The organism is Streptomyces sp. NPDC001530, assembly GCF_042894545.1.
Lineage (GTDB): Bacteria > Actinomycetota > Actinomycetes > Streptomycetales > Streptomycetaceae > Streptomyces.
Map to the genome: position 1 here is coordinate 1 of NZ_JBIAVS010000050.1, position 13,267 is coordinate 13,267.

Annotated in this window: 17 protein-coding genes and 1 pseudogene; 8 read left to right on the forward strand and 10 right to left on the reverse strand. The window is 67.7% G+C overall.

Annotation, left to right across the window (positions count from 1 at the left end; all coding sequences use genetic code 11):
* Positions 1–122: 122 nt before the first annotated feature.
* Positions 123–539 (reverse strand): DoxX family protein, encoded by a 417-nt coding sequence (locus ACFY0T_RS48705; protein ID WP_388885247.1) that lies wholly within the window; start codon positions 537–539, stop codon positions 123–125.
* Between ACFY0T_RS48705 and ACFY0T_RS48710 the strand changes: the two genes are divergently transcribed.
* The gene (locus tag ACFY0T_RS48710; protein ID WP_388885250.1) at positions 526–1,188 is read left to right on the forward strand and encodes a TetR/AcrR family transcriptional regulator; all 663 of its coding nucleotides are present in this window, start codon (positions 526–528) and stop codon (positions 1,186–1,188) included. The two genes, ACFY0T_RS48705 and ACFY0T_RS48710, sit on opposite strands and share 14 nt — an antisense overlap.
* A gap of 60 nt (positions 1,189–1,248) precedes the next feature.
* On the opposite strand, the gene ACFY0T_RS48715 is transcribed toward ACFY0T_RS48710, so the two are convergent.
* Positions 1,249–2,055, reverse strand: a complete 807-nt coding sequence (locus ACFY0T_RS48715) for an SDR family NAD(P)-dependent oxidoreductase (RefSeq protein WP_388885252.1) — start codon at positions 2,053–2,055, stop codon at positions 1,249–1,251.
* Positions 2,048–2,530, reverse strand: a complete 483-nt coding sequence (locus tag ACFY0T_RS48720; protein ID WP_388885255.1) for a carboxymuconolactone decarboxylase family protein — start codon at positions 2,528–2,530, stop codon at positions 2,048–2,050. Before ACFY0T_RS48720 ends, ACFY0T_RS48715 begins: the two co-directional genes overlap by 8 nt.
* 789 nt (positions 2,531–3,319) lie before the next feature.
* Here ACFY0T_RS48720 and ACFY0T_RS48725 point away from each other — a divergent pair.
* Both ACFY0T_RS48725 and ACFY0T_RS48730 read left to right on the forward strand, forming a co-directional pair.
* Positions 3,320–3,508 (forward strand): hypothetical protein, encoded by a 189-nt coding sequence (locus tag ACFY0T_RS48725; RefSeq protein ID WP_388885257.1) that lies wholly within the window; start codon positions 3,320–3,322, stop codon positions 3,506–3,508.
* A gap of 111 nt (positions 3,509–3,619) precedes the next feature.
* Entirely contained in the window at positions 3,620–4,546 is a 927-nt protein-coding gene (locus tag ACFY0T_RS48730) for a recombinase family protein (protein WP_388885260.1), read from the forward strand.
* Positions 4,547–5,111: 565 nt separating this feature from the next.
* Here ACFY0T_RS48730 and ACFY0T_RS48735 read toward each other — a convergent pair.
* Together ACFY0T_RS48735 and ACFY0T_RS48740 are read right to left on the reverse strand one after the other, a co-directional pair.
* Complete coding sequence (locus tag ACFY0T_RS48735) at positions 5,112–5,648, reverse strand: hypothetical protein (protein ID WP_388885263.1); 537 nt, start codon at positions 5,646–5,648, stop codon at positions 5,112–5,114.
* Between the two features lie 170 nt (positions 5,649–5,818).
* A complete protein-coding gene (locus ACFY0T_RS48740; protein ID WP_388885266.1) occupies positions 5,819–6,448 on the reverse strand; it encodes a GNAT family N-acetyltransferase in 630 nt (209 codons plus the stop codon).
* A gap of 132 nt (positions 6,449–6,580) precedes the next feature.
* Here ACFY0T_RS48740 and ACFY0T_RS48745 point away from each other — a divergent pair, with 132 nt between their 5' ends.
* Entirely contained in the window at positions 6,581–7,018 is a 438-nt protein-coding gene (locus ACFY0T_RS48745; protein WP_388885269.1) for a hypothetical protein, read from the forward strand.
* A 107-nt stretch (positions 7,019–7,125) separates the two neighbouring features.
* On the opposite strand, the gene ACFY0T_RS48750 is transcribed toward ACFY0T_RS48745, so the two are convergent.
* Positions 7,126–7,611 (reverse strand): hypothetical protein, encoded by a 486-nt coding sequence (locus ACFY0T_RS48750; RefSeq protein WP_388885271.1) that lies wholly within the window; start codon positions 7,609–7,611, stop codon positions 7,126–7,128.
* 598 nt (positions 7,612–8,209) lie between these two features.
* Between ACFY0T_RS48750 and ACFY0T_RS48755 the strand changes: the two genes are divergently transcribed.
* Positions 8,210–9,295, forward strand: a complete 1,086-nt coding sequence (locus tag ACFY0T_RS48755; protein WP_388885273.1) for a hypothetical protein — start codon at positions 8,210–8,212, stop codon at positions 9,293–9,295.
* A gap of 77 nt (positions 9,296–9,372) precedes the next feature.
* Here the strand turns inward: ACFY0T_RS48755 and ACFY0T_RS48760 are convergent, their stop codons facing one another.
* Entirely contained in the window at positions 9,373–9,720 is a 348-nt protein-coding gene (locus ACFY0T_RS48760; protein ID WP_388885276.1) for a hypothetical protein, read from the reverse strand.
* A gap of 540 nt (positions 9,721–10,260) precedes the next feature.
* On the opposite strand from ACFY0T_RS48760, the gene ACFY0T_RS48765 reads away from it, so the two are divergent.
* The 3 genes from ACFY0T_RS48765 to ACFY0T_RS48775 all read left to right on the forward strand — a co-directional run bounded on the left by ACFY0T_RS48765 (position 10,261) and on the right by ACFY0T_RS48775 (position 11,479).
* Positions 10,261–10,668 carry a hypothetical protein gene (locus tag ACFY0T_RS48765; RefSeq protein ID WP_388885278.1) on the forward strand — a complete coding sequence of 136 codons (408 nt, stop codon included), beginning with the start codon at positions 10,261–10,263 and terminating at the stop codon, positions 10,666–10,668.
* A 207-nt stretch (positions 10,669–10,875) separates the two neighbouring features.
* Entirely contained in the window at positions 10,876–11,205 is a 330-nt protein-coding gene (locus tag ACFY0T_RS48770; RefSeq protein WP_388885280.1) for a hypothetical protein, read from the forward strand.
* A gap of 115 nt (positions 11,206–11,320) precedes the next feature.
* Entirely contained in the window at positions 11,321–11,479 is a 159-nt protein-coding gene (locus tag ACFY0T_RS48775; protein WP_388885282.1) for a hypothetical protein, read from the forward strand.
* Here ACFY0T_RS48775 and ACFY0T_RS48780 read toward each other — a convergent pair.
* The 3 genes and pseudogenes from ACFY0T_RS48780 to ACFY0T_RS48790 form a co-directional block, all read right to left on the reverse strand.
* Complete coding sequence (locus tag ACFY0T_RS48780; RefSeq protein ID WP_388885285.1) at positions 11,476–11,616, reverse strand: hypothetical protein; 141 nt, start codon at positions 11,614–11,616, stop codon at positions 11,476–11,478. The genes ACFY0T_RS48775 and ACFY0T_RS48780 overlap by 4 nt on opposite strands.
* Before the next feature lie 349 nt (positions 11,617–11,965).
* A pseudogene (locus ACFY0T_RS48785) lies at positions 11,966–12,226 on the reverse strand (MarR family transcriptional regulator); the annotation flags it as partial.
* Between the two features lie 265 nt (positions 12,227–12,491).
* On the reverse strand, positions 12,492–13,193 hold the full coding sequence (locus ACFY0T_RS48790) for a TetR/AcrR family transcriptional regulator C-terminal domain-containing protein (protein ID WP_388885287.1): 702 nt from the start codon (positions 13,191–13,193) through the stop codon (positions 12,492–12,494).
* Positions 13,194–13,267 lie beyond the last annotated feature (74 nt).

The window sequence follows — 13,267 nt, forward strand, 5'->3', positions numbered from 1 at the left end:
GATGCGCGCCGCCCGGTGGTGGAGCGAAAGCGGGAGACCAGCGTGCCCAACACCGTTCGGAGCACGCGGCTGAGCAGGAGTTCTGGCAACAGGACCCGCTCCCGCTCAGTCCTTAGGAACGGTCACACAGCGATGCCGCACACGAGGGACGTCGAAGCGAGCAGGAGAACGCCCGAGGCAGAGGCCACCACAGCGATCGGATCCCTGGCCCGCAGGTGCGTCAGCACGGCGCCGAACATCAGCGCGCACAGTCCCGCGCCGGCCGCGATGCCCAGCGGCCGGACCGCCAGCCCCCCCGAGAAGCCCCACGCCGCCTCCGGCCTCCAGCACGCCGATCGTCCGCCACAGCGAGGGCGACATGCCGAAGTGGTCGCGGTACTGCAGGGACCGGCGCAGCCCGTAGATCTTGATCGCCCCGGTGAAGACGAATATCGGGCCGGTGGCTCCAGCCAGGATGATTCGCAAGACGTCCACAGGTCACCTCTCGAGCAGCGGGGCAGTCGCGGATGGGATACTGCTGGGGCGATGACCGATCCCACGACAACGACCGGCCCCCTTCCGACGATGCGCGATGACCAGCGGGAGGCCTCCCGGCGCAGACTGATCGACGCGGCCCTGGGGATCCTCGCCGAGGAGGGCTACCGCGGCCTCACGGTGAAGAAGGTCGGTGATCGCGCCGGGGTCAGCCGGGGCATGGTCAACTACCACTTCGAGTCCAAGGCGGGGCTCGTCGAGGCGGTCATCAACGACATCCGCGAGGTCTTTGTCGACCGTCTCCGGGCGCTCCCCGGATACCACCGGATGACCGGGCTCGAGGCCGTGCTGGCCAAGCTGGGGCAGTATTTGTCAAGTCTGGCCGAGCCGGGCCCCAGTGTCCGGGCACGTGCGCTGCTGGTGCTGCTCGTCGAGGCGGTCGGCAGCCCGGGGGACAGCGCCAAGGGTCCCCTGGGCGGCCAACTCGACTTGGTCCGCACCGGCGTGGAGGACGACATCCGACGTGGCGTCGCCGACGGCAGCGTTCGCCCTGACCTGGACCCCCGCGCGCAGGCATTCCTTCTGGAGAGCCTGGCGCGCGGCGTACTGCTCCAGTACCAGCTGGACTCCTCGCGCGTCCGCCTGGAGGAGATCGGCCGCGCGGCCCACGACATGGTGCTGCTGGCACTCGCTGCGGACCGGAGGTCCGGCTGACGTCGGCGGCCGTCTGTGGGAGTCTGCCCGGGCACCGGCCGGATGGCTGCCGAACCGCTGTCAGACGGCACTCAGGCCGCCGTCCACCACCAGCTGCTGGCCCGTGATGTAGGAGGCGCGGTCGGAGAGCAGGAACGTGACCGCCTCCGCCACCTCCCACGCGGTGCCTTGCCGGCCGAGTGGGATCCGGGCGAAGGACGCGGTCCTGGAGGTGCGTGCTGCCGATGCCTGACGGCCCATCGGGGTGTCGATCAGGCCAGGTACGACCACGTTGGCGCGGATACGGCGCGCGGCGCCTTCCTTGGCGACATGCCGGGTCAGACCCACCAGCCCCGCCTTGGAACTGTCGTACGCAGGCGAGCCGGTGGCGGCGCGCAGTCCGGCAACGGATCCGATGAAGACGATCGCGCCGCCGCCGCCCATCGTCGGCAGGCCGTACTTCGCGGCCAGGAAGGGCGCGCGCAGATTGAGCGAGAGGACGCGGTCCCAGTCCTCGGGCGAGGAGCCGGCCAGGCCAACGCCGAGCCCGATGCCCGCGTTCACCACGAGCGCGTCCAGACCGCCGAGCTCGCGGGCGGCCTCGGCGACCAACGCGGCGGTCTGTTCGGGGTCGGTGGCATCAGCCACCAGGGCGACTCCTGGGGAGCCCTCGGCGGTGACAAGCCGGGCGGTCGCCGCGGCCGCCTCGGGTGCGATGTCGGCGCAGGCCACACTCGCTCCCTCACGGGCGGCAAGGACGGATATCGCCCGCCCGTTGCCGACGGGTGCTTGCGGATCCCCGTCCGGACGGGTGCCCGCGCCGATCACCAGGAGCTTGCGGCCGGCCAGACGGCGCGCCTCCCTCTCCGATCTCCGCTGCTCATCCATCGGCGCGCGCCGCCTTCCCAGTGCCGGTCCGGTCGAAGCCCGGCTCCAGCTGCACGCCGGTGGAGTTCAGGAAGAACGCCAGCATGTGGTACTGACCGATGAGCATGGTGATCTCTATCAGCTCTGCCTCCTCGTAGTGGGACGCGAGAGCTTCCCAGGTCACGGTCGAAATCCGTGCGTCGCGATGCAGCTGGTCCGCGGCCCGGAGCAGATGCCTGTCGAGGTCCGTCCATCCGGCGGCCTCCGGGCCCTGGGTGATACGCCGGACATCCGCGGTCGTGACGCCGGCGGCCTCGGCCAACGGCAGATGGCGTCCCCACTCGTAAGCGGCCCCGGTGTTGTGCGCGGTGCGCAGGATCAGTAGCTCCCTGATCCTTCCCGGCAGCAGCCCGCCGCGGAGCAGCTGCCCGCCGAACGGCATGAACCGCGCGTAGAGGTCCGGGTGGCGGGCCAACGTGGTGAAGATGTTGGGCACCCCGCCTCCCGGGTCCCGTGGAGCGGCGGTCAGAAGCCCGCGCAACCGCGCGTCCCAGCGATCCTCCGGCAGCGGCGCAATGCGGGGGAGGCGGTTGCCACCGGGGAGGTGATTGTGGGATGCGTCAGGTACCTCAGTCGTCGCGTCGTCCATACGCTTACAGTAGAAACTGGCTGAACGTTTAGCAAGTAAACAACGGCGATGTGCAGAGGCTGACCGAGTCGATGGTTTCCCAGTCGGTTTCGTCGAAGGCGTATCCGGCGTAGCGGGACAGCAACTCAAGGAAGGCAGGCAGGTTGCGGCCCCAGATCCATCCGGCGATCGGCCCCCCGTCCCTGTGAGAGGGACAGCACGGCAGACGTGATCTGCCGTCAGGCCACGACGACGAGGTCGGCTGGGAAGGCGGTCTGTTCGTCGAACAGCTTGCGGTGCTGGAGGCAGTGGCGCGGCACCCGCGAACCGAGGTTGCGCTGCTGTGCCACAAGCATGCTAGAGCAGCTGATTCAAGGAAATTCGCAGGTCAGTTGGGGGTTGCATGGCTAGCTCTCGCTGGCAACATCGGCGCTGCGTTCTCGAAGCCCCGCCGCTCACTCGGCGGGGCTTCGCCGTTGGGCCGCGCCTCGTGCTGCGCCGTGTGCATCGTCCTGCTCTACGACGACCCGCACCGCCCCCTGCTCGCACAGCGGCTTGACCGGATGCGGTGAAGAACTCGACCGCGAAACAGGCGTCATGAACCGCATCCACGCCCCTCTCTTCCTGCGCCATCCACTCCCGAGGAGGACTGACCTCATGACCGTCACACCGATCCGACCCAGCCACGAGCAGCCGGTCGAGCTGGACCGGCAGCCCCCACAGGCTGAGCCGTTCTTCGAGCTGCGATTCGCCGAACTGCGCATCACCGTTCAGCGCCCGCCCTACAGGCTCATCGGTGCGCTCGCGACAGGAGCCGGCGCCCTATCGGTGTGGCTCACCCGCTGACCGCAAGGCGAAAAGGTTCGGCAACAGGACGAGCCTCCGGAGACATTGCAGATGTCTCCGGAGGCTCCCGCGTACCCTACAAGCCGTCACATTTATGCGATCACGGTGCGGTTGGCGGGCTACATCAGGGTGTCGACGGGCGGTCAGCTGGACGGGTTCGGTCTGGAGGACCAGGAGCAGATCGTCCGCCGCTGGGCCCGCGAGTACGGGCACCGGTTCGTGAAGCTGTTCGTGGAGAAGGCCGTGCCGGGCACCGTCGCCGGCGATGAGCGGCCGCAGTTGGGCGCCGCCCTCTCGTGGATCGAGGACAAGAAGGTCCACGGGCTCGTGGCGCCGAACCTCGACCGGCTCGCGCGCGAGCTCGTCGTGCAGGAGGCCGCGCTCGCGCAGACCTGGAAGCACGGCGGCCGCGCCTTCATGGCCGACCAGGGCGAGATCCTGCCCGACGACCCAGAGGACCCGATGCGCACTGCCATGCGCCAGATGATGGGCGTCTTCGCGCGGTTGGACCGCGGGATGACCGTGGCCACGCTCCGCCGCGGCCGCCGCATCAAGGGAGAGAAGGGCGAGTACGCGTACGGCCCGCCGTACGGATGGCAGGCCCACAAGAAGGAGCTGACCCCGGAGGAGATGGAGCAGGCTGGCCGTGCACGCGGCCGCCGGCTCCGGGACGAGGACGGGCTGTCCTACCGCGAGATCGCCGCCGTCCTGGAGGCCGAGGGCATCCGCCCGAAGCGCGGGGATCGTTGGCACCCGGAGACCGTCCGCCGGATGCTCGCCAACACCCAGCGGCCGGCCGCCGACCCTGCGCAAGCGCACCGCGTAGCCGGGGCAGCGCGGTTTGGGGCTATCAGCGACCGGAGCGGGAGAAGCCACGGTTCTTCGGTTGGGCTCTCCTCAGGCGACCGACAGAGAAGAAGCCCGGGACACGACTGTCGGCTGACGTTTTGGAGAGCGTGTCGCGGCCGGGGGGACTCCGGTTCCCGCTCTCCTAAGGAGCGGACTACAAGCTGGCCGGGCGCGTTTCCGAGTTGCTGAACATGCCTGTTGTACATCGGAAGCCGACTTTTGCCCGGCGTGTCGACGTCCGGGCATCGTTGTCCAACAACCGATCGATTGTTGGACGGCGACGACCACCACGAAGGCGCAGCCGAGCAGTGCGACGGCGGTCTAGGCGCCCGCCGGTACTGGCAGAGGACCGTTCCTTTGGACTGAGCAGGAGTGAACCTGATCAGCCGCACGCCCCGAACGGTGCTGGGCGCACTGGTCGTCCGCTTTCGCATCCCGGGCGGCGACACGGATCCTGTCCGTGGTCCGAGCCGGGCGGGCGGAGTCCCTCACGACCTGGCCATGTGGATGCGGCCAGAGGCGACGGGGAGGCCCTGGACCATCTCGCTGGTGGAACAGGGGCCCCGCACGCCGGCACCGCACCCGGCGTCCCAGATCGCACGGCAACGCTACCCCGGCCCGCTCAGGGCGCCGCAAGCCCGCGAGCCGACCATCACACGATCGAGTTAAATCGCCCTTGTACACACTCCCCGACGACCAGTTCCCACCCCACTCAAACGTGGTACCGGGCGGCTCCGCGTACGGCGCGTCGGGTTCAGTCGGTGATGTACCAATCGTTCTTGAGGTACTCCAGGGTGTAGCTGCCGAGGTCGCTCTCGGAGAAGGTGGCGGAGGCCCTGACCGCTTCGACCGGCATCTCGATCTTGTCGGGCGTGCGCACGGCGATGCGCTGTGGGTCGACCGTCGCGGTTTTCAGGGCCTTCTTCTGGGCGGGCGAGATCATCTGGAACACGGCGGCGTACGTCGACGTGCACGGGCCGAGCCCCTGGTCCTGTGCCTTCTTCGCGGCGGGCCCGGCCACTTCGCAGACCGTGTCGATGTCCTCACGGCCCAGGGCGTGGAGGTACTCCTCGTACCGCTGGATCGCGCCCTCCTTCGTCCTGGGAGCGGGCTGGTCGCCGGACGGCTCGGCCGACGGCTTCTCGGTCCGAGCGGACACGGACGGCGTGGCCGACGGCTCTTCGGCCCGCGTGGACGCGGACGGCTGCGAAGGCTTCGCGTCCGTGTCCTCCTTCGCTTTGTCCGGACCGCACGCGCACGCCACCAGCGCCACACAGGCCGATACCGCCACGCTCACCATCGTCCGCGCTCTCATTCGGTCCCCTCACCACCAGCCGACAACACGTCAAGAGGTCACGCAGGATCCGGGAGAACGGTTCCCGAGCCGGTGCCCCGGCCAAGGCCGGTTGACCCTGCTGCCAGTGCGCTGGTCCTGCCCGCCTGACGGCAGGACCAACGACATCACAGCTCGTCGTTCAACAGCGAATACATGACCATGTCCCGGTGTTCGTTCCCCACCTGCTGCCACCCTCGCAGCAGCCCCTCACGTTGGAACCCCGCACGCTCTGCAGTGCGCAGGGAGGCCGAATTCCACGGCTCCACCCACAGTTCAAGCCGGGGAATCCGCAGATCACGCAAGGCCCAGCCGACCACGGCGTCGACGGCAGCCACGGCGGCACCGTGACCACGCGCCGACTTGACGACCCAGTAGCCCAGCGACGCACGGCCCTCTTCCAGGTCCTTCAGCCACAGCCCCACCTGGCCGACCGGCTGATCGTCAGAGGTCACGATGACGAACGTATACCCAGCCCTCGTGGTCGCTCGGCTCCACTGCCGTTCGATGAACGCGACGCCTGCTGGCTCGGAATAGGGGGATGGCACCGTCGTGATCAACGGGATGTAGTCATCTTCCGACGCCTCACGGACAAGCGGAAGGTCCGAAAGGCGCCAGGGCCGAAGCGTAAATCCACCACCAGCGGTGAGTTCAGGCACGTCAAGAGGTTGCTCCATCCGCCCACCCTGCCGTGCTTCCAGACCGGTCCGCACCTGCGTTTCGAGCACCGCTCCGCGCTCGTCACTTTTCCAGAACAACGAGCGACGCTGGTCCCGGCGACGTCATCTCTCGTGAACATCCGCTGGCTCGCTGATCACCAACTGCTGTTGTAACCGATCGACAAACGCTGCCGCTGAACGTGAACGAAGCCAGGCCGGTACACAACGGCGGTGGAGCAGCTCATCGAGGCGAAGCGGGAGCACCGGGAGCCGCCCAAGGCGCCCGAGGAGGCCGCCCCGGGCGGGGTCGTCGGCCTGATGGCCGCGCTGAAGGAGTCCGTGGCGAAGGCGCAGGCCTCCCGATTGCGGTTCGCCGGCGGCGCCGCCTGGGAGAAGACCCGCCGCCTCGCGGAGCCGGCCGGGCACGACGATGACCTGCGCACGCTGGCCTACCAGTTGACGGACGCGGCCGGTCTGCAGCGCGGCCGGCTGACCGGACTTGCTCTGAGGGGCGAGGATCTGGTCGACGCCGACCAGATCGCCCAGCAGATCAGCTTCGATGATGCCCGGGAGGCACGGCTCGTGGCCGAAGCGGTCATCGACCACGTCCGCGAGAAGTTCGGTCCCCGCATCATCGGACCCGCTGCCGTCCACCGACGCGCCTCGTGAGCTGCTCGCAGACGGCAGCAGGTACGGCGTCAAGTCCCGGGCTGATCAACGGACTTGGGTGAACGCCCGTGAGTACGCCTGGAGAGGCTCGCGCATGGACGTTCACATCACTTGGTGCGCCGGTCGATCTCCGCCTGCACCGCATCGATCGCGACCCGGATCTCCGTGATCGCGGCCCCCTGCTGCCGGGACAGGGCCAACAGTTCCTCCAGCGTGATCCGCTTGCTGGACAGCTTCTTGCCGAAGCAGTCCGGCAGAACTGTCTTCTGGTAGACGTCGATGCGCGCCACGATGTCGCCGAAGCGGAGGTCGGGGGAGCGCCGCTCCGCCTGCTTGACCCGCGTGCGCAGCTCGTTGAGGGAGCTGAGGTCCGGCTTCTGGGCCGGCATGTCTGCCAGCTTGTCCAGGACGACGGCGACTTCATCGAGCAGGTTGTAGTCGGGTTTGAGCCGTTCGGCCTTCTCTGCCGTCCTGCGCTTGCGCAGCTTATAGACAGTGAAACCGATCGACACCACGACGCCGATCAGGCTGATGACGGCAGCCCATGTCCAGGTACTGCTGAAACTCTCCTGGGGAGCGTTACTGCCCAGCATCACCCGGATGCCTGGACGATACGCGTTCTTCACCGGTTGGGAAGCAATGCAGTGCACTATCAGTTGTCCTTGGAGAGAACAGGACCTCGCCAGGGCTCCGCCAAGAGCTTCCCCGACGAGGCCGTCGACAGGTTCTCGCTGCACCGCACAGCCGGTGCAGGACAGTGGCCCCGGACCCGATTGCGGTCCGGGGCCACAGCGTTGTTGCTGCACGCTTCCCCGGCGGCTGCGCTCTGGCGCTCCTCTTGTCAGGGGTGCCAGATACGGGAGTGCGAAGTACGCAGACTGCCTCGCTGTGGCGGAGGCACATCTCTAGTCAAGGCCGGTGCGATCTTCATTCCAAACCCCGATAAAGCATGCCGATGAACGACGAAGAATCCTGACGGGGTGGTCTGTGCATGCCACGTGCAGATAGTTCTTGATTCTTCTCTTTTCTTCGTCCTCCTGCTTGAACAACGCCTGCAGGGCGGCTAGTTCAACATCAGCAACCTGCCGGATGGAGATCAACTAGATTATTCCGGCCTCCGACCGGAAGAATGGCGCGACTGCCGAGGGGGCGGTGTGAGGGGGGTGCTCCATGGGGCGCAGAGTCAGTGCCTTGCAGGACGATGGACGGCCCTTGACCGGCTTTGCGCTCAGCTTGCGGGACCTCTGGGACAAGGCGGGCGCTCCGGCGACCATGAAGGAGCTGGCCGCCAGGGCCGGCTACCCGCAGCCCCGTTTATCGGAGTTGTTCAACGCCAAGAAGGTGCCGTCTGATGAGCTCCTTGGCGACGTGGTCCAGGCACTCAAAGGGGACTCCGCAGTCTGGCTGGTCAGACTCAAGGCGCTACGGGTTGCTGAAGAGAAGTTCCAGGCGGCCGCCGCGCGGCAGGGAGACTCACTTGAGGCCAAGCTTGCGCGCCTGGAGGAGGAGAACAAAAGACTGCTGGCCTTGACGGCCCATCCCGAGTCCGTTATTGCGCAGGCGAAGGCTGCCGACGAGGCGGCAGCCGCCCGAGCCCTGGGAGCATCGAACCTTGAGGCGCAGGCGCGCGCACTGTTGGCGGAGGCCATCGATCAGTTTCGGCAGCTACATGAGCGGATGCCCATCGTCCAGAGACAAGCCGATTCGGTCATCGCCGAGGCGCGGGCCATAGCGGACCGATGCGTGCTCGATGGACGTACGCAACAGGAAGGGATCGTTCAGGAGGCCAACGACCGGGCCGAATCGATCATCCGTAAGTCCCTGCAAGAGGCAAGCGCACTCAAGCAGCGCACCATCCGGGAGACGAAGGCGCAGCGCGAGAAGGCGGCCGCATCAGTGGATCGCCTCCTCAAGGGGGCCGACCAACTCCGCAGTGAAGCCGAACAGTTCATGCAGCAGGCTGAGACTCGGCGCTCGAACATGGAGACGCGAGCCAAGATCGAGATCGAGCGAATCGTCCAAGAAGCCCTGAAGAGGCTGGAGGCCGCAGGAGCCACTCAAGAGGTCGAAATGCTCGAATTGCTCCTGCTGGATTTCAACATCAACGACAGTCATACGCACGTGAGGGGACGGCACGCACGCAGGCCTGCGCCCAGCATCCCTTCTCTCTTCCCGGACGCCAGAGCTGACAATCGTCAGCCCCAGGAAGCACCCGTCGAACCCGACCAGGGGCGACGCTGGAGCCCCCGGTGGGGCTTCCCGCCGCAAAGAAGCTGAAGCCGCAGACCCGGACTACTTCGAGGGGGCCGGATAGCGCAGGAGGCTCGTCCAGATGTCTGCCCTCGCCGGCCCTGTCAGGGGGGTGATGCGGACGGAGGGCTGTCGTCTGCGGGGTTGGTCAGGGTCGGGTCGGTCGCCGTGTGGGTGGGCGGGCATGCGGCGTTCCGTCGAACTCGTTCGATGTGGTGCAACCCGGTGACGGGGTCGACGCCCTGGAGGAACCGATCCTCGTGCCGCGTCCACATGGATTCCTTCCGGAAGGTGGAGATGCCGGCGAGGCCCTCGGTGAAGCTTCGGGTCACCGCCCCGAGCAGGCGGGGGAGCAGGATGAGGACCACGATCCACGGCGCTGCCCCACCGATTGCTGCCAGGCCGCCGGTGGTGAGGCTGCCGAGGGTGTCGGGGATGCGGGGCGTGGTCATGATCGGACTCCAGGGCGAGGCGCGGGCGGGGTGCTGTCACCCGTTGGGTCGCGGGGGTGGGTCGGGACAGCAGCAGTGCGGGAGATTTCCTGGTGGGCACTGTGGTGGGGCGCGGGGTTAGCGACGCAAGTCCGTAGGTCACAGGGGACGTTGTCACCCGGATCGGGCCCATTCCAGACCTGTGAGCTGCAGCTTCCTGCGCCGGTCAGCCCTTGAACGCCCTGCGCTCATCAGCAAGCGAGTCGGTTACCTTCTCGGGCTTCCGCGCAGACCGCGGCCCCCTACGCCCCTGGCCCGTTAGCCGCGCAACCCCCACCGGCCGGACGCCTCACAGAAAATTTCTGTCCGGACATCACGTGGTCCGGCAGAGCGTTGACCTGCCGTGGTGGGGGTTCTGGGTGCAGTCCGGCAGGCCGTGGTCGGGGGGTCGGGCCGCAGCCGGATGTGCCTGGTCGGGTGCCGTGGTGGGGGCGGACGTGGCTACGGTGACAACCGCTCGGACGTCCCTGGTTCAGCTTCAAGCGGCCTGGTACCGCACCCATGACGCCCTCGCTGCGCCCCGTCCCGCGACGAACACCGCACTCCGTCGCCGTCTGTGATGCGGTCGGCCCGCCTGTGGCGGCGGAGAAGCCGAATGACAGCGCCAACAAGACGACTGGTGTGGGCGGGATCAAGAGCTGCTCGCCGCATGCACCGTTCTCGTGCAACAGCGAGTCGGAGAATGAGTGGTACAACCCCGGTCCGGGCCGGGAGCTCACCGTGGCGCAGACCAGTCGGCAGTACAAGTACCCACCCCCATACCGGACGACGACAGCGTCCTTCAGCTGCGAGTACCGGAGCACGGATCCGCTGTACAGCTATCGCACGCGCGTGATCGGTTCGGTCTACTACGGCGAGAGCGCAAGCGCGGACGTGAGCGGCGCCGTTCTGCAGGCACTCTGTTTGTAGTCCCTTGGCCGGGGGTGTCCGGTGAGAGCGCCTGGGATGCCCCCGACCTGACTTATGAATGCGAGGTAGACGCCTGTGGAGGCGTGGCCGATGTGCGTTGCGTGGAGCAACCGGATTCTGAGCGCCGCCGATCGGATCCCTGGGGAACTCAGCGACCGCCACGAGCGGTTCAGGACCTGGTCGATGGAGCCCCACTCAGCTGAGGCCTTGCTGAAGACGCTGCTCGCGCTGAGCATCCATGCGCTTGTGCTCGACGCTGCTGCCGAAGGGCGGCCTTGCCAGGAGGACACGATCAGGCGAATACGGCTCGCTGACATCGAGGACACCGTGACGAAGCGGCCATCCCACGAGCTGCTCGCGGGCCTGCCCCGCCTCAGCGAGGACGAACAGCTCCGCGTCGATGCGCTCCGGGTGCTTGTGTACGACGACGCGTCGGCACTGTCCCTGGGCCGCTTGAGCCAGTTGATCCGCATCACCCTGCTGAACGTCGCCGCTGGACTGTCCACCCCGGATCCGGTCTGCGCCGACGTGGTCTGAACCATCACGTCAGAGCGCCCCCAGGCCCGAATTGCCCCCACCTTGCAGCGGAGACAGGTACCTTCGGGCGACCGTGCGCGTGCAGGGGTTACCTGTACATGCACCGGTATGGGGCGTGACCGCGGTATCGATCAGATCAGGGAAGCTGCCCTCACGCCGGGCCTGCGCCAGCCGCGCCGACAACCGCCGGTACATCGGCGCCGTGTGCGGCAGCGCCCCCTCGGACACCAGCCGGTACATCACCTGCCGCAATGTCACCTTCAACGGCCCCTAGCCGACCACGATCTGCCGCGCCCGGTCCACGACAGCCGGCCACCGGACACCCAGCTGCTCGACATGGCCCGCGCCGCCGACATCCCCTTTGAGGACGAGCAGCGCGAGGACGCCGTCACCGCCGCAGCGGCTGTGCACGCGAGAACGGGAGCCGTTTGTCGACGACTTCGGGGTCACCCTCTTATCTGTTGCCTGTTGCCCGTGCCCGTTGACGCCGGGGTGTGCAGCCGAAGCGTGCGGCGGGGTCCGTGCCCACTGCGTTGGGCACGGACCCCGCCCGGACCCTACTGGTGCCTACCAGCGCAGGCCGAGTGCGGTCAGTTCTTGTCCAGGAGCAGTGTTCCTGATCAGTGGTTGGTGGGCTGACCTGGGCTTATCAGATTGGTGTGCTGGTTGAGGTGTGTGCTGTGAGGGCTGGCGGCGTCCGGGTGGTGGATCTCGGTTGGCGGGTCTGGCCTGCGGTTTTGTCGGGTGGCGTGCTGGCTGATCAGGTGGTGTCTGTAGCGCTGATGGGCTGATCAGGTTCGGCGGTCGCGGGTATGTCGGCAGTGCTGTCTGAGGGCGTTTCGGGTTTCGTGTGGAGGACCTCGCGGGCCTGCTCCGCGGCGCGGGTGATGCTCTGGGAGACGAAGTCGAGGAAGCGGGCGATGTTCTCGAGGCGGGCGGCGGCCGGGGTGCCGGGGCCGAGGATGCCGACGCCCTGCCGTGCGGTCTCGACGAGCTGGGCGGTGGACCGGGCGCTGGCCATCGTCGCAGCCGAAGGTCGATCTGTACGCCGCGATCCGCCCTGACACCGCGGCGGCATGTCGCGACGGGCTTTGCAGCGCAAGTACAACGTCACCCGGCGGACGGTGCGGAGGGCACTGGACCGCCAGCACGATGTCGTCATGGACACGCATCCCCTCCGGCTCTTCGCTTACGGCCTGGTGCTTCGTTTACTGCGCACAGTTCGCCATGGTGTACGGCGGCGCGGACGGCTGAACGATCGGCTCCGCACCGCCTGAAGCGCGATGTCACGCGGGTGGTCGCGGGTTCGCGGTCGTGTTCAGGCCGTCCAGGAGCAGGTCGAGGCCGGTGGTGAATTGGTCGCGGTCGTCGTGGTCGCGCAGGTCCGTGGTGGTGCGCGTCAGGAAGGGGTAGTCGGCGGGGTCGAGTTTTTCCCAGCGTTCGGCGGTCTGGGCGAGGAAGGCGTCGCGGCTGGTGGTCGCGTCGGCGTTGGCGCGTGGGGCGACGATCTGGGCGCTGACGCCGGTGATGTAGTAGGAGATCGCGGTGGAGACCGCGAAATGCCGTTCGGCGGGCAGCCCGGTTCGTGCGACAAGGGTGCCGATGCGGTCGAGCAGGCGCAGTGCGTTCGCCAGCGTGGGCGGCGCATTGACGTGGGACGCTGCCCACGGGTGCCGATCAAGGGCATCGAAGACGGCGATGGCAAGCGCGCGCAGCTCGGCGCCGGCGCCTTCCTCGGGGCGTGGGGCCGCGGCGAGGGCATGGCCGAGCACCTGATCGGCGGCCAGGGCGACGAGCTCGTCCTTGTTCGTCACGTGCCAGTACAGCGCGCCGGGTCCGGTGTTCAGTTGTTTGGCCAGCAGCCGGAAGGTGAGCCCCCGCTCGCCGAGCTCGTCCAGGAGCACAACGGCCGCTCCGACGATGATCTCTCGCGACAGGGCGTCGGCACGCGCTTTCCCATCGGGTGCTCTTCCTCGGGTCCGTGGCATGACCTCATTTTGACACGTCCTGGATCCGTGTTCCATATTACTTATGGAACACGGATCCATATAGCTGTCCGGGC

What these genes read in the sequence shown, in the direction of transcription:
- ACFY0T_RS48790 (WP_388885287.1), bottom strand. Translation starts at nt 13,193, where the DNA reads ATGCCACGGACCCGAGGAAGAGCACCCGATGGGAAAGCGCGTGCCGAC.
- ACFY0T_RS48725 (WP_388885257.1), top strand. Translation starts at nt 3,320, where the DNA reads ATGACCGTCACACCGATCCGACCCAGCCACGAGCAGCCGGTCGAGCTG.
- ACFY0T_RS48765 (WP_388885278.1), top strand. Translation starts at nt 10,261, where the DNA reads ATGACGCCCTCGCTGCGCCCCGTCCCGCGACGAACACCGCACTCCGTC.
- ACFY0T_RS48750 (WP_388885271.1), bottom strand. Translation starts at nt 7,611, where the DNA reads ATGCTGGGCAGTAACGCTCCCCAGGAGAGTTTCAGCAGTACCTGGACA.
- ACFY0T_RS48760 (WP_388885276.1), bottom strand. Translation starts at nt 9,720, where the DNA reads ATGACCACGCCCCGCATCCCCGACACCCTCGGCAGCCTCACCACCGGC.
- ACFY0T_RS48710 (WP_388885250.1), top strand. Translation starts at nt 526, where the DNA reads ATGACCGATCCCACGACAACGACCGGCCCCCTTCCGACGATGCGCGAT.
- ACFY0T_RS48715 (WP_388885252.1), bottom strand. Translation starts at nt 2,055, where the DNA reads ATGGATGAGCAGCGGAGATCGGAGAGGGAGGCGCGCCGTCTGGCCGGC.